The sequence below is a fragment of the Variovorax endophyticus genome, assembly GCF_025376855.1.
Classification (GTDB): Bacteria; Pseudomonadota; Gammaproteobacteria; order Burkholderiales; family Burkholderiaceae_C; genus Variovorax.
Map to the genome: position 1 here is coordinate 42664 of NZ_JAHUTH010000035.1, position 17912 is coordinate 60575.

A 17912-nucleotide genomic window follows, 5' to 3' on the forward strand; every position below is an offset into this window, starting at 1 on the left:
CTCGCGGCCTCAGACGATCTTGACGGTCAGCACGGGCAGGCCGGCGACCTCGCCCACCAGCGTGTCGCCCGCGACCACCGCCGCCACGCCTTCGGGCGTGCCGCTGTAGATCAGGTCGCCGGGCTGGAGCTCCCAGGCGGCCGACAGGTGCTCGATGGTCTCGGCCACGTTCCAGATCAGCTTGCTCACGTTGCTGCGCTGGCGATCGGTGCCGTTCACCTGCAGCGAGATCTCGGCCTTCTCGGCGTCGCCTGCCTGCGCCACCGGCACGATCGGGCCGATCGGCGCGCTCTGCTCGAAGCCCTTGCCGATGTCCCAGGGGCGGCCCTGCTTCTTCATCTCGTTCTGCAGGTCGCGGCGGGTCATGTCCAGGCCCACGGCGTAGCCGAAGATGTGCTTGTGCGCGTCGGCGGCCGCGATGTTCTTGCCGCCGGTGCCGATCGCCACCACGAGCTCGATCTCGTGGTGCAGGTTCTTGGTCAGGGTGGGGTAGTCCACGGTGCCGGTCTGGCCGGCCTCGACCACCACGGCGGCGTCGGCGGGCTTCATGAAGAAGAACGGCGGTTCGCGGCCGGTGAAGCCCATTTCCTTGGCGTGATCCTCGTAGTTGCGGCCCACGCAGTAGATGCGGTGCACCGGGAAGCGGGCGGTCTGTCCGACGACGGGAACGGAAACGGTCGCGGGCGGGGCGAAGACGAACTCGGAGGCCATGGAAAACGATCCTTTGGGGGCGAAGCGGGAGAGGGGGAAGCCGGCAGTGTGCCAGAGGCGCCGCCCGGGCGCCGGGCGCCGGGGCCGGCCATCGGGGTATGCGAGGGGGCCGTCATGCCAGGGCGCAGAATACGGCCCGTTCCCGTCCCGCCATCTTCGCTCCTCCCCATGCCCCTTCGATTCGGAAAAGCCGGCAAGGCCCAGGCCTGCAACGAGCTCGGCAACACGCGCCAGGACGACGGCGACGAGGAGGGCGCGCTGCGGGCCTATGCCGAGGCCAGCAGCCACCGTCCCGACTGGGCCGTGCCCTGGTACAACGCCGGTCTGATCCACAAGTACCGCGGCGACTGGGCCGCCTCGCTCGAGGCCAATGCGCGCGCCGTGCAGTGCGACCCGGGCAACGAGGGCGCGGTCTGGAACCTCGGCATCGCCGCCACCGCGCTCGGCGACTGGGCCACGGCGCGGCGCGCCTGGCGCCTCTACGGCATTCCGCTGGCCGAGGGCGAGGGCCCGGTCGACCATTTCGCCGGCCTGACGCCGATCCGCGTGCATGGCGACGAGGCCAGCGAGGTGCTGTGGGCCGACCGCATCGATCCCGCGCGCGCCATCCTGCGCAACGTTCCCTTGCCGGGCTCGGGCCACCGCTACGGCGACCTCGTGCTGCACGACGGCGCGCCCAACGGCTACCGGCTGCACCAGGGGCGCGAGGTGGCGGTGTTCGACGCGCTCGCGCTGATCGCGCCTTCCGATTACGCCACCTTCGAACTCTGGATCGAAGGTGTGTCGCAGGAAGAGATCGACAGCCTGATCGCGCGCTTCCATGCAGCGGGAGACGGCGCCGAGAACTGGAGCCTGGGCATCCGCATGCTGTGCGCGGCCTGCTCCGAGGGCCGGCCCTATGGCGAGGGCGAAGGCCACGACCACCCGGCCGACCAGACCGTGGGCCCGCGCGGGCCCTGGCGCCTGGGCCTGGCCGCGCGCGGGGAGGCTGCCGCCCGCGCCCCGCTCGACGCCTGGCAGCGGGAACATCCCGCGGCCATCCTGCGCGAGCTGCGCTGCGTGCTTGCCGCAGCGCCGCGCTCCTGAACCGCATCGACGCTATCCTCGAAACCATGATCATGAAGCTGCACAACTACTTCCGCTCCTCCGCCTCGTTCCGCGTTCGCATCGCGCTCAACCTCAAGGGGCTCGACTACGAATACATCCCCGTGCACATCGCGCGCGGCGAGCACCGCACCGGCCCGTACTCGGCGATCTCGGCCGACATGCTGGTGCCGCTGCTCGAGGACGACGGCGAGCGCTTCTCGCAGTCGATGGCGATCATCGAGTACCTCGACGAGGTGCATCCCGAGCCGGCGCTGCTGCCGAGCGACCCCGCGGGCCGCGCCCACGTGCGCGCGCTGGCGCAGTCGATCGCCTGCGAGATCCATCCGCTGAACAACCTGCGCGTGCTCAAGTATCTGGTGAAGGACCTGAAGCTCGACGAGGAAGCCAAGAACGCCTGGTACCGCCACTGGGTGCGCGAGGGCATGCTGGCCTTCGAGCGCCAGCTCGCGCAGCAGCCCGCCAGCACCTTCTGCTGGGGCGACAAGCCCACCCTGGCCGACTGCTGCCTGGTGCCGCAGATCTTCAACGGCCGCCGCTTCGACTGCGACTTCAGCGGCCTGCCGCGCACCATGGCGGCCTTCGACGCCTGCATGCAGCTCGACGCCTTCCAGCGCGCGCAGCCCTCGCAGTCGCCCGACGCGGAGGCCTGATGGCGCTGCCCTGGCTGGTGCCCGACTGGCCGGCGCCGGCCCATGTGCGCGCGGTCTGCACCACGCGCGAGGGCGGCGTCTCGCAGGGGCCTCAAGGGCGTTACGCCAGCTTGAACCTCGGCGACCACGTCGGCGACGACCCGGCCCATGTCGCGGCCAACCGCGCGCGGCTGCGCGAGGCGATCGGCGCGCGGCCGGTGTTCCTGCAGCAGGTGCACGGCACGGGCGTGGTGTCGCTCGACGCGCCGGGCGTGGCCGACGGCACCGCGGCCGATGCCTGCACCGCCACCGAGCCGGGCACGGCCTGCACGATCATGGTCGCCGACTGCCTGCCGGTGCTGTTCTGCGACACCGCGGGCCACCGCGTGGCGGCCGCGCACGCGGGCTGGCGCGGGCTCGCGGGCGGGGTGCTGGAGCAGGCCTTTCGGTCCTTCGAGGACGAGGCACGGGCCGGTGGCGACGTCATCGCGTGGCTCGGCCCCTGCATCGGCCCCTCGGCCTTCGAGGTCGGCGCCGAGGTCAAGGTCGCCTTCGAGGCCCATGCGCCCGAGGCCGCCGGCTGCTTCCGGCCCGGCGCCGCGCCCGGCAAGTGGCTGGCCGACCTGCCCGCGCTCGCGCGCCAGCGGCTGCGCGCGCTCGGCATCGAGCGGATCCACGGCAACGACGGCGGCGATGCCTGGTGCACCGTGCGCAATGCCTCAAGGTTCTTTTCGCACCGGCGCGATGGGGTCAGCGGGCGCTTCGCCGCGCTGGTCTGGAAGGTCTGAATGCCCGGCCTTCGCCGCCAGTTCCTCGGCGGCCGCGCGCCGCGCCGCCTCCTGCGCGGCCAGTTCCTTTTCCTTCAGCGCCCGGCGCCGCGCGGGCGTGCTCATCAGGTAAACCACCAGTGTCACGGGGGCGAGCCCGTACAGTAGAAAGGTGATGATGGCGCCGAGCACGGTGCCGGTGGTGTTGGTGGCCTCGGCCACCGCCATCATCAGCACCACGTAGAGCCAGCCGATCACGACGAGATGAATGAACATTGGAAAAGGAGAGCGGGGCGAACGAAAGAGGAAGTAAAGCGTGTTTCCACACCGGCCGTGCGATGACGGCCACCGGGGTCCGGACCGCGCCGGCGCGGCGTTGTGAGCGTCTTGCGAATGCAGCATACTCAAACGACGCAAAGCCATCCGGATCGATTTCAGGCGAGGAGCAGGAGACACCATGACGAAAGCAACGGGGGCCGACGCGTTCGAACCCTTTCAACAGGCGCTCACCCAGGGGTGGCGCAAGGCGCTGGAGTCCTTCCAGCAGTCGGCCGGGCAGGGCGCCTGGACCGGCAATGGCAAGCCCCTGTGGCAGATGCCGCAAATGCCCGAAATGCCCGGCATGCCTTCCCTGGGCACCATGCCGGAATTGCCCAAGCTCTCGATCGATCCCGCGGCGCTGCAGGCCATCCAGCAGCAGTACATCGCCGAGGCCACCGCGCTCTGGGGCCAGGGCTTCGGCGCCAAGCCCGAGGGCGACCGGCGCTTCGCCGGCGAGGCCTGGAGCGGCAACCCGCTGTCGGCCTTCTCGGCCGCGATCTACCTGCTCAACGGCCGCACCCTGCTGAAGATGGCCGAGGCCATCGATGCCGACGAGAAGACCAAGGCACGGCTGCGCTTCGCGGTCGAGCAGTGGATGGCGGCCTCGTCGCCGAGCAACTCGCTGGCCTTCAATGCCGAGGCGCAGAAGAAGGCCATCGAGACCCAGGGCGAGAGCATCGCCAAGGGCATCCAGAACCTGCTGCACGACGTGCGCCAGGGCCACCTGAGCATGACCGACGAGAGCGCCTTCGAAGTGGGGCGCAACGTCGCCACCACCGAGGGCGCGGTGGTGTTCGAGAACGCGCTCTTCCAGTTGCTCGAGTACAAGCCGCTGACCGCCAAGGTCTACGAGCGCCCGTTCCTGCTGGTGCCGCCGTGCATCAACAAGTTCTACATCCTCGACCTGCAGCCCGAGAACTCGCTGATCCGCTATGCCAACGAGCAGGGCCACCGCGTGTTCGTGGTGAGCTGGCGCAATCCCGACGAGTCGCTCGCGCAGGCCACCTGGGACGACTACATCGAGCAGGCCGCGATCGAGGCCATCCACCGCGTGCAGGAGATCAGCGGCAGCCCGCAGATCAACACGCTGGGCTTCTGCGTCGGCGGCACCATCCTGTCGACCGCGCTCGCGGTGCTGGCCGCGCGCGGCGAGAAGCCGGCCGCCTCGGTCACGCTGCTGACCACCTTCCTCGACTTCAGCGACACCGGCATCCTCGACATCTTCGTCGACGAGCCCATGGTGCAGTACCGCGAGATGCAGCTCGGCAAGGGCGGCCTGCTGCCCGGCGGCGACCTGGCCTCCACCTTCAGCTTCCTGCGTCCCAACGACCTGGTCTGGAACTACGTGGTGGGCAACTACCTCAAGGGCGAGACCCCGCCGCCCTTCGACCTGCTCTACTGGAACAGCGACGCCACCAACCTGCCGGGCCCGTTCTACGCCTGGTACCTGCGCAACACCTATCACGAGAACAAGCTGGCCGAGCCCGACGCGCTCACGGTCTGCGGCGAGAAGATCGACCTGCGCCGCATCGACATCCCGGCCTATATCTACGGCTCGCGCGAGGATCACATCGTGCCGATCGGCGGCGCCTACGCCTCGACCCAGATCCTGCCGGGCAAGAAGCGTTTCGTGATGGGCGCCTCGGGCCACATCGCGGGCGTGATCAACCCGCCGGCCAAGAACAAGCGCAGCCACTGGATCCGCGCCGACGGCAAGCTGCCGAAGACGCAGGCCGAATGGCTGGCCGGCGCGCAGGAGCATCCGGGCAGCTGGTGGACCGACTGGTCCCAGTGGCTCAAGGGCCACGCGGGCAAGCAGATCCCCGCGCCCAAGACCTACGGCAAGGGCAAGGCCTACCAGGCCATCGAGCCCGCCCCCGGACGCTACGTCAAGGCCCGCGCCTGACGTCCTGCACCCCCGAATTTCAAATCACCTCAACGGAGAACCTCATGGAAGACATCGTCATCGTTTCGGCCGCGCGCACCGCCGTCGGTAAGTTCGGCGGCTCGCTCGCCGGCATCGCGGCCACCGAACTGGGCGCCATCGTCATCAAGGAAGTGATCGCGCGTGCCAACCTCACGCCCGAGCAGGTCGGCGAAGCCATCATGGGCCAGGTGCTCGCGGCCGGCGCCGGCCAGAATCCCGCGCGCCAGGCGTGGCTCAAGAGCGGCGGCGCCAAGGAGACGCCCGCGCTCACGATCAACGCCGTCTGCGGCTCGGGCCTGAAGGCCGTGATGCTCGCGGCCCAGGCCGTGGCCACGGGTGACAGCGACATCGTCGTGGCCGGCGGCCAGGAGAGCATGAGCCTCGCGCCGCACGTGCTGCCGAACTCGCGCAACGGCCAGCGCATGGGCGACTGGAAGCTGGTCGACACCATGATCGTCGACGGCCTGTGGGACGTCTACAACCAGTACCACATGGGCATCACGGCCGAGAACGTGGCCAAGAAGTACGGCATCGACCGCGCCGCGCAGGACGAACTGGCGCTCGCCAGCCAGACCAAGGCCGCCGCCGCGCAGGACGCCGGCAAGTTCAAGGACGAGATCGTTCCCGTCACCATCCCGCAGAAGAAGGGCGACCCGGTCGTCTTCGACAAGGACGAGTTCATCAACCGCAAGACCAGCGCCGAAGGCCTGGCCGGCCTGCGCCCCGCCTTCGACAAGGCCGGCGGCGTGACCGCGGGCAATGCCTCGGGCCTGAACGACGGCGCCGCCGCCGTGCTCGTGATGACCGCCAAGAAGGCGGCCGCCCTCGGCCTCAAGCCGCTGGGCCGCATCGCCAGCTATGCCACCGCCGGCCTCGACCCCGCGATCATGGGCATGGGCCCGGTGCCCGCCTCGACCAAGGCGCTGCAGCGCGCCGGCTGGAAGGCCGCCGACCTCGACCTGCTCGAGATCAACGAAGCCTTCGCCGCGCAGGCCTGCGCCGTGAACAAGGAAATGGGCTGGGACATCAACAAGGTCAACGTCAACGGCGGCGCCATCGCCATCGGCCATCCGATCGGCGCGTCGGGCTGCCGCATCCTGGTGACGCTGCTGCACGAGATGCAGCGCCAGAACGCCAAGAAGGGCATTGCCTCGCTGTGCATCGGCGGCGGCATGGGCGTGGCGCTCACCATCGAGCGTTGATCCCCCGGCAGCCGTCGTCGTCGCTCAGAGCGACATCGACGGCCGCTGCGCCATCGCCGCGCGCCAGCGCACCAGCTCGGGGTGTTGTTCCCCGGGCTTCACGCGCACGATGCGCGCGAAATCCACCGCCACCACGGCGGTGATGTCGGCCAGGCTGAAGCGGTCGGTCGCGATGAACTCGCGGCCGGCCAGCCGGTCGTTCAGGGTCTCGAAGAAATGCTGCACCCGCGCCAGCCCGCGCTGCGCGAGCGCGGGGATCTGCGCGTAGTTCACCGGGCCCGGCAGCGCGCGGTCGGCCATGGCCGGCGAGCCGTTGCGCAGGGTCTCGGCGATCGCCAGCAGGCCCTCGAATTCCACGCGCCAGTGCCAGCTCGCGATCTCGGCCTTCTCGGCCGGCGTGCGGCCCATCAGCGGCGGCTCGGGATGGCGCGCCTCGGCCCAGGCCGCGATGGCGGCGTTGTCGGTCAGCAGGCCGTCTTCGGCGGTGCGCAGCGCGGGCACCGTGCACTGCGGATTGATCGCGCGGTAGGCCGCGCCCATTTGCTCACCACGAACCAGGTCGACCTGCACCGTCTCGTGGGCAATGCCCTTCTCGGCCAGCAGGATGCGCGCGCGGCGCGGACTCGGCGCTGTGGCGCAGTCATAGAGAATGTTCATCGTCTTTCCAACTCCTGGAACTCATTGCATGAATGGCACGACCGCCTACACGCCGCCCACCGTCTGGTCCTGGAACAAGGAAAGCGGCGGCCGCTTCGCGAACATCAATCGCCCGATCGCGGGTGCCACCCATGAGAAGGACCTGCCGGTGGGGCGGCATCCGCTGCAACTCTATTCGCTCGCGACGCCCAATGGCGTGAAAGTGACGGTGATGCTCGAGGAACTGCTGGCGCTGGGCCACGCGGGCGCCGAGTACGACGCCTGGCTGATCCGCATCAGCGAGGGCGACCAGTTCGGCAGCGGCTTCGTGGCCGTCAATCCCAACTCCAAGATCCCCGCGCTGCTGGACCGCAGTGGCGCCACGCCGATCCGCGTGTTCGAGTCGGGCGCGATCCTGCAGTACCTGGCCGAGAAGTTCGGCAATGCCTTCCTGCCGACCGAGCGCGCGGCGCGCGCCGAATGCCTGTCGTGGCTGTTCTGGCAGATGGGCAGCGCGCCCTACCTGGGCGGCGGCTTCGGCCATTTCTATGCCTACGCGCCGACCAAGATCGAGTACGCGATCGACCGCTTCGCGATGGAGGTCAAGCGCCAGCTCGACGTGCTCGACCGCCGGCTGGCCGAGAGCCGCTACCTGGCCGGCGACGACTACACCATCGCCGACATCGCGGTCTGGCCCTGGTACGGCGCGCTCGCCAAGGGGCAGCTCTACGAATCGGGCGAGTTCCTGCAGGTGAGCGAATACAGGAACGTGCTGCGCTGGAACGACGAGATCGCGCAGCGCCCCGCGGCGCAGCGCGGCCGCATGGTCAACCGCGCCTGGGGCCAGCCCGGGAGCCAGCTGCACGAGCGCCACGACGCGGCCGACTTCCAGACCCGCACGCAGGACAAGCTCCAGGCGCAAGGCTGAGGCGGGCGATCTTGTTCACCGCCTGTTTTTTGAGCAAAGTGTGGAATCCCTTTATAAAACAACGACTTAAATTCGTTTTACAAGGCTCCACATGAGTTGCCCCCAAAGTTATGCACAGAAAGTGGGGATGAAGGGGCGGAACTCAGGATTCGCGCGCAAGTAGGCGCAGTCCCACGGAAAAATCCGCTCAGCCACCGGCTGCGTCGATGGCATCGGCCGCGTAGTGGCGGCACAGTGTGTCGACCAGCGCCTGCGCGTACACCGGCAGCGCCGCGCGTTCGCGCACCAGCAGATAGCGCTCGCGCACGCACCAGGCGTCGCTGAGCTCGATCAGCGCGAGCTTCATGCCCTCCTGGTTGCGGCGCGCGGCCGACTCGGGCACGACGCCGATGCCCACGCCGCTGCCGATCATCCGGCACATGGCGTCGAAGCTGCCGAGCTGGATGCGCAGCTTCTGGCGCTTGCCGATGCGGTCCGTGACCTGTCCGAGGAAGGCCTGCAGCGTGCTGCCCTGCTGCATGCCGATGGCGTCCTCGTCTAGCGTCTCGGCGAAGGCGATGGTGCGCAGCTGCGCGAAGCGGTGTTGGCGCGAGGTCACGAGCACCAGCCGGTCGGTGCTGAAGTGGATCGATTCCAGGCCCAGGGTGTCGACGCTGCCCGCGACGATGCCGATGTCGGCGCGCCCGTCGCGCACGCCGCGCGGTATCTGAGCGTTCGGTTTTTCCTGAAGGTCGACGTTGATGCGCGGATTGGCGGCGAGGAAGGCCGGCAGGATCTCGGGCAGGAAGTCGGTCACGGCCGTGGTGTTGGCGAACACGCGCAGGTGGCCGCGCAGGCCGCCGCCGTACTCGAGCAGGTCGCTGCGCAACTGGTCGGTCTGGTTCAGCAGCAGCCGCGCATGGTGCAGGAAGGCCTCGCCCGGCGGCAGCAGGCGCACGCCGCGGGCCTCGCGCTGCAGCAACTGCACGCCGGCCTGGTTCTCGAGCGCCTTGATGCGCGCGCTCGCCGCGGCCAGCGACAGGTGCTGCCGGTCGGCCGCGCGCGTAAGGCTGCCGAGCTCGGCCGTGGCCACGAACAGGCGCAGGTCGGTGAGGTCGAAGAGCATGGCCCGATGGTAGCCGTCGACCGCGAGGCTTCGGTGAAACCGAAGGCTGGGTTCCGAAATCGGAGATTGCGCCGAGGCGGCGGCGCGGCGCACCATGCCGCCATGGCCGGGGAGCACCGCGGCCTTCACATCACATCGGAGACAGGCATGGGTTCTCGCGCAACGGCGCTTTCTTCTTCTCTTTTCTCGTGGTTCGCCGCGGCATCGATCGCCGTGCTGTCGGCCGGCGCCTCGGCGCAGCCGGCGACCGCGTATCCCACGCGCCCCGTCACCCTGATCGTGCCGCAGGCCGCGGGCGGCACCAACGACATCGTCGGCCGGCTGGTCGGCCAGAAGCTCGGCGAACTGCTCGGCGTCGGCGTGGTGGTCGACAACCGGCCCGGCGCGGGCGGCAACATCGGCACGCAGCTCGCGGCCAAGGCGCCGAAGGACGGCCAGACCCTGCTGATGACCATCAGCAGCAGCCAGGCGATCAACCCCGCGCTCTACCGCAACCCCGGCTTCGATCCCGAGAAGGACTTCAAGCCCGTGGGCCTGATCGGCGCCGTGCCCAACGTGCTGCTGGTCAACCCCGGCTTCCCCGCCAAGACCCTGCCCGAACTGCTGGCGCTCGCGCGGCAGAAGGGCGCGCACTACCAGTACGCCTCGGCCGGCAACGGCACGCTCAACCACCTGCTCGGCGAGATGCTCAACAGCATGGCCGGCATCTCGCTCGAGCACGTGCCCTACAAGGGCGTGGCGCCGGCCATCAACGACGTGCTCGGCGGCCAGCTGCCGATCGTGTTCGCCAGCCTGCCCTCGGCGCTGCCGCACATCAAGGCCGGCAAGCTGCGCGCGCTGGCCGTCAGCGGCGCGAAGCGCTCGCCGGCGCTGCCCGACGTGCCCGCCATCGCCGAGGCGGTGCCGGGCTACGACGGCACCCTGTGGATCGGCCTGTTCGCGCCCGCCGGCGTGCCGGGCGAGGTGCTCGCGAAGCTGCAGGACACCATGCACAAGGCGCTGGCCGCGAAGGACCTGCGCGAGAAGCTCGAGCAGCAGGGCGTGGAGGTCGCGCCGCCGACCTCGCCCGAGCAGTTCGCGACGCTGCTGCACGACGATCTCGGCAAGTGGGCGCGCATCGTCAAGCAATCGGGCGCCTCGGTCGATTGACCCGGATTCAGGAGAACGGATGACCCCAGACAACACCCCCGCCATCGACGCCGCCGCGCTCGCCGGCCTGCGGGCCTGGCAGGGCCGCAGCGAAAGCCTGCACGACCAGATCGTCGCGAGCCCGGTGCGCGCGCTGTCGGCCACGCTCGACCGCGACGATCCCGCGCCGGCCGCCGGCACGCCGCTGCCCGCGCTGTGGCACTGGCTCTATTTCCTGCCGCACCACCGGCAGTCCGAGATCGGCCCCGATGGCCATGCGAAGCGCGGCGGCTTCCTGCCGCCGGTGCCGCTGCCGCGCCGCATGTGGGCCGGCGGCCGGCTGCGCTGGGAGGCCGGCAATCCGCTGGTGGTGGGCAACGAGGTGGAGCGGCGCTCGACCATCGTCTCGGTCGAGCACAAGACCGGTCGCAGCGGCGAGCTGGTGTTCGTGCTGGTGCGCCACGAGGTGCACAACGCACGCGGCCTCGCGCTGACCGAGGAGCACGACATCGTCTACCGCGCCGCGCCGCAACCGGGCGAGGCCGCGCCGCCGCCCAAGGCCGCGCCCAGGGACGCCGCCTTCAGCCGCGACATCGTGCCCGACGACGTGCTGCTGTTCCGCTACTCGGCGCTGACCTTCAACGGCCACCGCATCCACTACGACCGGCGCTACGTCACCGAGGTCGAGGGCTATCCGGGCCTGATCGTGCACGGCCCGCTGATCGCGACCCTGCTGGTCGACCTGCTGCGCCGGCACACGGGCGACGCACCGCTCGCGCGCTTCGAGTTCCGCGCCGTGCGGCCCACCTTCGACATCGCGCCGTTCCGCGTGCATGGCAAGCCCGGCGCCGATGGCGGGAGCTTCGCGCTCTGGGGCGAGGACGCCGAGGGCTGGCTCACGATGCAGGCCACCGCGGTGCTGGCCTGAGGACTCTCTTCTTCCAGGAAATCACGCAATGACAAGACCCCTCGACGGGATCACGGTGGTGTCGCTCGAACATGCGATCGCGGCGCCTTTCTGCACCCGCCAGCTCGCCGACCTCGGCGCGCGCGTCATCAAGGTGGAGCGCCCGGGCGTGGGCGACTTCGCGCGTGCCTACGACCAGCGTGTGGCCGGCGAGGCCTCGCACTTCGTCTGGGTCAACCGCTCGAAGGAAAGCATCTCGCTCGACCTCAAGCAGCCCGCCGCGCTCGAGGTGCTGCAGGAACTGGTGGCCGGCGCCGACGTGCTGGTGCAGAACCTCGCGCCGGGCGCCGCGGCACGCATGGGGCTGGGCGCGCAGGCGCTGCAGGCCAAGTACCCGCGGCTGGTCGTCTGCGACATCTCGGGCTATGGCGAGGACGGCCCGTACCGCGACAAGAAGGCCTACGACCTGCTGATCCAGAGCGAGGCCGGCTTCCTCTCGGTCACCGGCACGCCCGAGGAGCCCTGCAAGTCGGGCAACTCGATCGCCGACATCGCCGCTGGCATGTATGCCTACACCGGCATCCTGGCCGCGCTGCTCCAGCGCGGCAAGACCGGGCAGGGCTCGCACATCGACGTCTCGATGCTCGAGTCGCTGGCCGAGTGGATGGGCTTTCCGATGTACTACGCCTACCAGGGCGCGACGCCGCCGCCGCGCAGCGCCGCCTCGCACGCCACCATCTATCCCTATGGCCCGTTCCCCGCGGGCGACGGCGGCACGGTGATGCTCGGGCTGCAGAACGAGCGCGAGTGGAAGCTGTTCTGCGAGAAGGTGCTGCTGCAGCCCGCGCTCGCCACCGACGCGCGCTTCGACAGCAATGCGCGGCGCAACGAACACCGCGAGGAACTGCGCGCCATCATCGTCGGCCTGTTCGGCGCGCTGAGCACCGCCCAGGTGCTCGAGCGCCTCGACGCCGCCCAGATCGCCAATGCGCGCATGAACGACATGGCCGGGCTCTGGGCGCATCCGCAGTTGCAGGCGCGCGAGCGCTGGCGCCAGGTGGACTCGCCAGCCGGGCCCATTCCCGCGCTGCTGCCGGCCGGGCGCCAGAGCGCCTTCGACTACCGCATGGATGCCATCCCCGCCGTGGGCGAGCACACCGACGCGATCCTGCGCGCGCTGGGCCGCAGCGAGGAACAGATCGCGGCGCTGCGCGAGGCCAAGGCGGTATGAGCGCCCAGGCCCTGGGGCTCGCGCGCACCTTCCTGTTCGTGCCGGCCGACCGGCCCGAGCGCCATGCGCGCGCGCTGGCCAGCGGCGCCGGCGCGGTGATCGTCGACCTCGAGGACGCGGTCGCGCCCGAACGCAAGGCCGCCGCGCGCGAGGCCTTGCCCGGGGGTTTCGCCGCGCTGCCCGCGGCCGGCCGCGCGCGCCTGCTGCTGCGCATCAACGCGCCCGGCACGCCCTGGCATGCCGACGACCTCGCGCTGGTCGCGCGGCTCGCGGCGGCGCGCGCCATCGCGGGCGTGGTGCTGCCCAAGGCCGAGAGCGCCGACCAGCTGGCGCGGCTGGCCGAGGCCGCCGGCCCCGAAGCCGTGCTGGTGCCGCTGATCGAATCGGCCGCGGGCCTCGCGGCCCTCGATGCGATCGCCGCCGCGCCCCAGGTGCTGCGGCTGGCCTTCGGGCACCTCGATTTCCAGGCCGACCTCGGCATGGCCTGCGACGCGCAGGAGGCCGAGCTGGTGCCGGTGCGGCTCGCGCTGGTGCTGGCCTCGCGCCGCGCCAACCTGGCCGCGCCCATCGACGGCATCGCGACCGACTGGCGCGACGCCGAGCGGCTCGCGGCCGAGGCGGCGCGCGCGCGGCGCGGCGGCTTCGGCGCCAAGCTCTGCATCCATCCCGCGCAGGTCGCCCCGGTGCATGCGGCGCTCGGGCCCGGAGCCGAGGAACTGGCGTGGGCGCGGCGCGTGGTCGAGGCCGTGGCGCAGGCCGGCGGCGGGGTCGTGAACCTCGACGGCCGCATGGTCGACGCGCCGGTGGTCAGGCTCGCGCAGCGCCTGCTCGCGCTCGATGCGCAGGCGCCGCCGCACTGAGCCTTCCCAGGACATTCATTCGTTCATCAACCCAAGGCAAGAAGAAGGAGACAAGAGACATGAATGCATCGAACCCCGCGCGCCAGCGCCGCCCCCTGCGCCTCGCCGCGGCCGCCGCCCTGGCCATCGGCCTCGTGGCCGCGCCCTGGAGCGCCTCGGCCCAGGGCGCCTGGCCCGACAAGCCGATCGTGATGGTGGTGCCGTACTCGGCCGGCGGCCCGACCGACGTGGTGGCGCGCATGCTCGCGGTGCCCATGGGCAAGTCGCTGGGCCAGACGGTGGTGGTCGAGAACACCGTGGGCGCGGGCGGCACCATCGCGCCCACGCGCGTGGCCAAGGCCGCGCCCAACGGCAACACCATCCTGATCCACCACATGGGCATGGCGACCGCGCCCGCGCTCTACAAGAAGCTCAACTACGACCCGCTCAAGGACTTCGAGTACATCGGCCAGGTGATGGACGTGCCGATGACCCTGCTGTCGCGCAAGGACTTCCCGGCGAACAACTTCCAGGAGCTGCTGACCTACGTGAAGGCCAACCGCGACAAGGTCTCGCTCGCCAATGCCGGCATCGGCGCGGTCTCGCAGCTCTGCGGCATGCTGTTCGCGCACCAGATCGGCGTGCAGCTCACGACCGTGCCCTACAAGGGCGCCGGCCCCGCGCTCAACGACCTGATGGGCGGGCAGGTCGACCTGCTGTGCGACCAGACCACGCAGACCGCGCCGGTGATCAAGGACGGCACGCGCGTGAAGGTGTTCGGCGTGACCACGCCCAAGCGGCTGTCGAGCATGCCCAACCTGCCCACGCTCGACGAGCAGGGCCTCAAGGGTTTCGACGTGAAGGTCTGGCACGGCATCTACGCGCCCAAGGGCACGCCGCCGGCGGTGCTCGAGAAGCTCAACGTCGCGCTGCGCGCCGCCCTGCAGGACGACATGGTGAAGCAGCGGCTGGCCGAGCTGAGCTCGGAGATCGTGCCGCTCGACAAGCGGACGCCCGAGGGCCTGCGCACCCATCTGGTGGCCGAGATCGACAAGTGGGGCAAGGTGATCAAGGCGGCCGGGGTCCAGGCCGACTAAGGCATGAGGTAGTCAGCCCGCGCGCAGCACCTGCTCGAACAGCGCGAGCAGGTGGCGCGCGAACAGGTCCATGTTCGCGGGCCGGTCGTTGCCGCCGGTCTCGATGGTGCGGCTTTGGGACACCGCGTCCGGCCCACCGACCACCGCGAGGCACACCCGCCCCGGCGGATCGCCATAGGGGCTGCCCGAGGGACCGGCCGCGCCGCTCTCGGCGATGCCCCAGCCCGAGTGGTGGTTGTCGCGCACGCGCTGCGCCACCAGCAAGGCATAGGGCTCGGTCTCGCCGCGCAGGCCGGTCATGTCCTCGGCCGTGAGCCCGAGCAGCGCGCGGCCCGCGCGCCGCGAATAGACCACGGCGCCGCCACGGAAGTAGGCCGAGGCACCGGGGATCGCGAGCAGCGCGGCCGACACCAGTCCACCGGCCGAGGACTCGACCACCGCCACCGTCTGGCCGCGCTCGCGCAGCAGCGCGCCGACGCGCTCGGCGATCGCGCCGAGCGGCTCAGGGTTTGCCGCCTTGGGACTTACGCTGACACTCGCAGTCATACTTTGGAACTCCTTCGAAACGAAGCGAACGCAAGAGCGTATGCGCCCCGCATGGAGAATGATGGAACGCCGCTGCGCGAATACATCGTGACACCCGATAAACACCCCAGGTCAGTGTTTTTCCCGAGACGGGGGGTGGTCCGAAACTCGCTAGAGTGAAGGCGGCCGTTCAAGGCTTTCGACAAGTACACACAAGGAATTTCTCATGAGCAAGAAAGTTGCATATGTCACTGGAGGCATGGGTGGCATCGGAACAGCCATCTGCCAGCGTCTCTACAAGGACGGTTTCCGCGTCGTTGCCGGTTGCGGTCCCACCCGCGACTATTCGAAGTGGCTGGCCGAACAGAAAGCCCTGGGTTTCGAGTTCCACGCCTCGGTCGGCAACGTCGGCGACTGGCAGTCCACGGTCGAGGCCTTCTCGGCCGCGAAGGCGGCGCATGGCGCCATCGACGTGCTGGTCAACAACGCCGGCATCACGCGCGACCGCATGTTCCTCAAGATGACGCCCGAGGACTGGAGCGCGGTCATCGAGACCAACCTCAACAGCATGTTCAACGTCACCAAGCAGGTGGTGGGCGACATGGTCGAAAAGGGCTGGGGCCGCATCATCAACATCAGCTCGGTCAACGGCGCCAAGGGCCAGGCGGGCCAGACCAACTACTCGGCGGCCAAGGCCGGCATGCACGGCTTCACGATGGCGCTGGCCCAGGAGCTCGCGGGCAAGGGCGTGACGGTCAACACCGTGAGCCCCGGCTACATCGGCACCGACATGGTCAAGGCCATCCGCCAGGAAGTGCTCGACAAGATCGTCGCCACGATCCCGGTCAAGCGCCTGGGCGAGCCGAGCGAGATCGCGTCCATCATCGCGTGGCTGGCCACCGACGAGGGCGGCTACTCGACCGGTGCCGACTTCTCGGTCAACGGCGGCCTGCACATGCACTGAGCCGCGGCTGCGCTCGGAAAGGAAACCCGCTTCGGCGGGTTTTTTCATGTCCGGCCCGAACGGACAAGCCCCGGGAAATGCAACCGTCTTGCATACGTGTAATGAACGATCCCCCCACGTTCCTGCAAAATCGGCCGATGCCCCACAGCGTCTCACTCATCAACACCATCGCCGCCGGCCTCGGCCTGGCCCTGGTGCTCGGCTTCCTCGCCGCGCGCCTGCGCCTGCCGGCTCTCGTCGGCTACCTGCTGGCCGGCGTCATCATCGGTCCCTTCACGCCCGGCTTCGTGGCCGATGCCGGCATCGCCGCGCAACTGGCCGAGATCGGCGTGATGCTGCTGATGTTCGGCGTGGGGCTGCATTTCTCGCTCGACGACCTGCTGGCCGTGCGCAAGATCGCGCTGCCCGGCGCGCTGCTGCAGATCAGCGTGGCCACGCTGCTCGGCGGCGCGCTCGCGCTGTGGTGGGGCTGGAACCTCGGCGCCGCGCTGGTGTTCGGCCTGGCGCTCTCGGTCGCCAGCACGGTCGTGCTGCTGCGCGCGCTCGAGAGCCTGGGCATCCTCGACTCCTTCACCGGCCGCATCGCCGTCGGCTGGCTGGTGGTGGAAGACCTCGCCATGGTGCTGGTGCTCGTGCTGCTGCCCCCGCTCGCCGAGACCCTCGGCGGCCGCGCCGCCGGCACCGACGCCTCGCCGCTGTGGCAGACCCTGGGTCTCACCCTGCTGCAGGTCGGCGGCTTCGTCGCCCTCATGCTGATCGTCGGGCGCCGCGTCTTCCCCTGGATCCTCTGGCAGGTCGCGCGCACCGGCTCGCGCGAGCTCTTCACCCTGTGCGTGGTGGCCGCCGCCGTCAGCATCGCCTTCGCCTCGGCGGCGCTGTTCGGCGTCTCCTTTGCGCTCGGCGCCTTCTTCGCCGGCATGGTCATGCGCGAGTCGCAGTTCAGCCACCGCGCCGCCCAGGAATCGCTGCCGCTGCGCGACGCCTTCGCCGTGCTGTTCTTCGTCTCGGTCGGCATGCTGTTCGATCCCTCCGTGCTGCTCGAGCGCCCGCTGCAGGTGCTGGCCGTCGTGCTGGTCATCGTGCTGGGCAAGTCGCTCGCCGCCTGCGGCCTCGTGCTGGTGCTGCGCTATCCGCTGGCCACCGCGCTCACCGTCAGCGCCAGCCTGGCGCAGATTGGCGAGTTCTCGTTCATCCTGGTCGGCCTGGGCGTCTCGCTCGGCCTCATGCCCACCGAGGGGCAGAGCCTGATCCTGGCCGGCGCCCTGATCTCCATCGCCACCAACCCGCTGTGGTTCAGCCTGATCGCGCCGCTGCAGAAATGGCTGCATGCCCATTCCTCGTTCGCGCGCCGCCTCGAGGCGCGCGACGACCCGCTGGCCGAGCTGCCGATGAGCACCGAGGCGCGCTACCTCTCGCGCCAGGTCGTGCTGGTGGGCTACGGCCGGGTCGGGCGCCGCATCGCGGCCGAGCTCAAGGCGCACGACATCCCCTACGTCGTGGCCGAACAGAACCGCGAGCTGGTCGAGAAGCTGCGCGAGGAGGGCGGTGCCGCCGTCTATGGCGACGCGGCCGATCCCGCCGTGCTGATCCAGGCCCACATCGCGCGTGCCCGGGTGCTGGTGGTGGCCACGCCGGCCGCGCTCAACGTGCGGCAGATGATCGAGACCGCGCGCACCCTCAATCCCACGATCGAGACGGTGATCCGCAGCCACAACGAGGCGGAAGCGGAGTTGCTCACGCGCGAGGTCTCGGCCAACGTCTTCCTCGGCGAGCACGAGCTGGCCCAGGCGATGGCGCGCGACGCGGTGCGCCGCGCCGTGGCGCCGCCCGCGGCGCATGGCGCCAACGGCGCGCCCACCGTGCCGGGCGCGCCGGCCTGAGCGCTTTT

Annotated in this window: 18 protein-coding genes; 13 read left to right on the forward strand and 5 right to left on the reverse strand. The window is 70.1% G+C overall.

What is annotated here, in order from left to right; genetic code table 11:
- Positions 1–9: 9 nt before the first annotated feature.
- The gene (locus KV106_RS33610) at positions 10–711 is read right to left on the reverse strand and encodes a fumarylacetoacetate hydrolase family protein (protein ID WP_093342879.1); all 702 of its coding nucleotides are present in this window, start codon (positions 709–711) and stop codon (positions 10–12) included.
- Positions 712–879: 168 nt separating this feature from the next.
- Here KV106_RS33610 and KV106_RS33615 point away from each other — a divergent pair, with 168 nt between their 5' ends.
- Genes KV106_RS33615 through pgeF form a run of 3 tightly spaced genes read left to right on the forward strand, consistent with a single transcriptional unit; the run spans position 880 to position 3235 of the window.
- Positions 880–1797: a tetratricopeptide repeat protein gene (locus tag KV106_RS33615; RefSeq protein WP_261215861.1), complete on the forward strand. Its 918-nt coding sequence runs from the start codon at positions 880–882 to the stop codon at positions 1795–1797.
- Positions 1798–1829: 32 nt separating this feature from the next.
- On the forward strand, positions 1830–2468 hold the full coding sequence (gene maiA / locus KV106_RS33620) for a maleylacetoacetate isomerase (RefSeq protein WP_057596657.1): 639 nt from the start codon (positions 1830–1832) through the stop codon (positions 2466–2468).
- Positions 2468–3235 (forward strand): peptidoglycan editing factor PgeF, encoded by a 768-nt coding sequence (pgeF, locus tag KV106_RS33625; protein ID WP_261215862.1) that lies wholly within the window; start codon positions 2468–2470, stop codon positions 3233–3235. The genes maiA and pgeF overlap by 1 nt, the downstream gene beginning before the upstream one ends.
- Here the strand turns inward: pgeF and KV106_RS33630 are convergent.
- Positions 3167–3490 carry a hypothetical protein gene (locus KV106_RS33630; protein WP_261215871.1) on the reverse strand — a complete coding sequence of 108 codons (324 nt, stop codon included), beginning with the start codon at positions 3488–3490 and terminating at the stop codon, positions 3167–3169. The genes pgeF and KV106_RS33630 overlap by 69 nt on opposite strands.
- Positions 3491–3671: 181 nt before the next feature.
- Between KV106_RS33630 and phaC the strand changes: the two genes are divergently transcribed.
- Both phaC and KV106_RS33640 read left to right on the forward strand, forming a co-directional pair.
- Entirely contained in the window at positions 3672–5441 is a 1770-nt protein-coding gene (gene phaC, locus KV106_RS33635; protein WP_261215873.1) for a class I poly(R)-hydroxyalkanoic acid synthase, read from the forward strand.
- 44 nt (positions 5442–5485) lie between these two features.
- Positions 5486–6664, forward strand: coding sequence for an acetyl-CoA C-acetyltransferase (locus tag KV106_RS33640; protein ID WP_057596639.1), 1179 nt, complete (start codon positions 5486–5488; stop codon positions 6662–6664).
- A gap of 24 nt (positions 6665–6688) precedes the next feature.
- Here the strand turns inward: KV106_RS33640 and KV106_RS33645 are convergent, their stop codons facing one another.
- The gene (locus tag KV106_RS33645; RefSeq protein WP_261215875.1) at positions 6689–7321 is read right to left on the reverse strand and encodes a glutathione binding-like protein; all 633 of its coding nucleotides are present in this window, start codon (positions 7319–7321) and stop codon (positions 6689–6691) included.
- Between the two features lie 28 nt (positions 7322–7349).
- Between KV106_RS33645 and yghU the strand changes: the two genes are divergently transcribed.
- Positions 7350–8228 carry a glutathione-dependent disulfide-bond oxidoreductase gene (gene yghU, locus KV106_RS33650; protein ID WP_057596637.1) on the forward strand — a complete coding sequence of 293 codons (879 nt, stop codon included), beginning with the start codon at positions 7350–7352 and terminating at the stop codon, positions 8226–8228.
- Positions 8229–8415: 187 nt separating this feature from the next.
- Here the strand turns inward: yghU and KV106_RS33655 are convergent, their stop codons facing one another.
- Complete coding sequence (locus KV106_RS33655; protein ID WP_057596656.1) at positions 8416–9333, reverse strand: LysR family transcriptional regulator; 918 nt, start codon at positions 9331–9333, stop codon at positions 8416–8418.
- A 147-nt stretch (positions 9334–9480) separates the two neighbouring features.
- Here KV106_RS33655 and KV106_RS33660 point away from each other — a divergent pair, with 147 nt between their 5' ends.
- From KV106_RS33660 to KV106_RS33680, 5 genes are read left to right on the forward strand one after another with little or no spacing between them, the layout of a single operon-like run.
- Positions 9481–10482 (forward strand): tripartite tricarboxylate transporter substrate binding protein, encoded by a 1002-nt coding sequence (locus KV106_RS33660; RefSeq protein ID WP_261215877.1) that lies wholly within the window; start codon positions 9481–9483, stop codon positions 10480–10482.
- Positions 10483–10501: 19 nt separating this feature from the next.
- Positions 10502–11389, forward strand: coding sequence for an HTD2 family dehydratase (locus KV106_RS33665; protein ID WP_261215879.1), 888 nt, complete (start codon positions 10502–10504; stop codon positions 11387–11389).
- Positions 11390–11417: 28 nt separating this feature from the next.
- Positions 11418–12599 (forward strand): CaiB/BaiF CoA transferase family protein, encoded by a 1182-nt coding sequence (locus tag KV106_RS33670; protein WP_261215881.1) that lies wholly within the window; start codon positions 11418–11420, stop codon positions 12597–12599.
- Positions 12596–13459 (forward strand): HpcH/HpaI aldolase/citrate lyase family protein, encoded by an 864-nt coding sequence (locus KV106_RS33675; protein ID WP_261215883.1) that lies wholly within the window; start codon positions 12596–12598, stop codon positions 13457–13459. The genes KV106_RS33670 and KV106_RS33675 overlap by 4 nt, the downstream gene beginning before the upstream one ends.
- A 59-nt stretch (positions 13460–13518) precedes the next feature.
- Complete coding sequence (locus tag KV106_RS33680) at positions 13519–14535, forward strand: tripartite tricarboxylate transporter substrate-binding protein (RefSeq protein ID WP_261215885.1); 1017 nt, start codon at positions 13519–13521, stop codon at positions 14533–14535.
- Between the two features lie 12 nt (positions 14536–14547).
- Here KV106_RS33680 and KV106_RS33685 read toward each other — a convergent pair whose 3' ends face one another.
- Complete coding sequence (locus KV106_RS33685; RefSeq protein ID WP_057597568.1) at positions 14548–15081, reverse strand: CinA family protein; 534 nt, start codon at positions 15079–15081, stop codon at positions 14548–14550.
- 205 nt (positions 15082–15286) lie between these two features.
- On the opposite strand from KV106_RS33685, the gene phbB reads away from it, so the two are divergent.
- Positions 15287–16024 (forward strand): acetoacetyl-CoA reductase, encoded by a 738-nt coding sequence (gene phbB, locus KV106_RS33690; RefSeq protein WP_057597567.1) that lies wholly within the window; start codon positions 15287–15289, stop codon positions 16022–16024.
- Between the two features lie 137 nt (positions 16025–16161).
- Complete coding sequence (locus KV106_RS33695; RefSeq protein ID WP_057597566.1) at positions 16162–17904, forward strand: cation:proton antiporter domain-containing protein; 1743 nt, start codon at positions 16162–16164, stop codon at positions 17902–17904.
- Positions 17905–17912 lie beyond the last annotated feature (8 nt).

Bases quoted from the DNA above. Each gene is read 5' to 3' on its own strand.
- KV106_RS33610 (WP_093342879.1), bottom strand. From the start codon at position 711: ATGGCCTCCGAGTTCGTCTTCGCCCCGCCCGCGACCGTTTCCGTTCCC.
- KV106_RS33615 (WP_261215861.1), top strand. From the start codon at position 880: ATGCCCCTTCGATTCGGAAAAGCCGGCAAGGCCCAGGCCTGCAACGAG.
- maiA (WP_057596657.1), top strand. From the start codon at position 1,830: ATGAAGCTGCACAACTACTTCCGCTCCTCCGCCTCGTTCCGCGTTCGC.
- pgeF (WP_261215862.1), top strand. From the start codon at position 2,468: ATGGCGCTGCCCTGGCTGGTGCCCGACTGGCCGGCGCCGGCCCATGTG.
- KV106_RS33630 (WP_261215871.1), bottom strand. From the start codon at position 3,490: ATGTTCATTCATCTCGTCGTGATCGGCTGGCTCTACGTGGTGCTGATG.
- phaC (WP_261215873.1), top strand. From the start codon at position 3,672: ATGACGAAAGCAACGGGGGCCGACGCGTTCGAACCCTTTCAACAGGCG.
- KV106_RS33640 (WP_057596639.1), top strand. From the start codon at position 5,486: ATGGAAGACATCGTCATCGTTTCGGCCGCGCGCACCGCCGTCGGTAAG.
- KV106_RS33645 (WP_261215875.1), bottom strand. From the start codon at position 7,321: ATGAACATTCTCTATGACTGCGCCACAGCGCCGAGTCCGCGCCGCGCG.
- yghU (WP_057596637.1), top strand. From the start codon at position 7,350: ATGAATGGCACGACCGCCTACACGCCGCCCACCGTCTGGTCCTGGAAC.
- KV106_RS33655 (WP_057596656.1), bottom strand. From the start codon at position 9,333: ATGCTCTTCGACCTCACCGACCTGCGCCTGTTCGTGGCCACGGCCGAG.
- KV106_RS33660 (WP_261215877.1), top strand. From the start codon at position 9,481: ATGGGTTCTCGCGCAACGGCGCTTTCTTCTTCTCTTTTCTCGTGGTTC.
- KV106_RS33665 (WP_261215879.1), top strand. From the start codon at position 10,502: ATGACCCCAGACAACACCCCCGCCATCGACGCCGCCGCGCTCGCCGGC.
- KV106_RS33670 (WP_261215881.1), top strand. From the start codon at position 11,418: ATGACAAGACCCCTCGACGGGATCACGGTGGTGTCGCTCGAACATGCG.
- KV106_RS33675 (WP_261215883.1), top strand. From the start codon at position 12,596: ATGAGCGCCCAGGCCCTGGGGCTCGCGCGCACCTTCCTGTTCGTGCCG.
- KV106_RS33680 (WP_261215885.1), top strand. From the start codon at position 13,519: ATGAATGCATCGAACCCCGCGCGCCAGCGCCGCCCCCTGCGCCTCGCC.
- KV106_RS33685 (WP_057597568.1), bottom strand. From the start codon at position 15,081: ATGACTGCGAGTGTCAGCGTAAGTCCCAAGGCGGCAAACCCTGAGCCG.
- phbB (WP_057597567.1), top strand. From the start codon at position 15,287: ATGAGCAAGAAAGTTGCATATGTCACTGGAGGCATGGGTGGCATCGGA.
- KV106_RS33695 (WP_057597566.1), top strand. From the start codon at position 16,162: ATGCCCCACAGCGTCTCACTCATCAACACCATCGCCGCCGGCCTCGGC.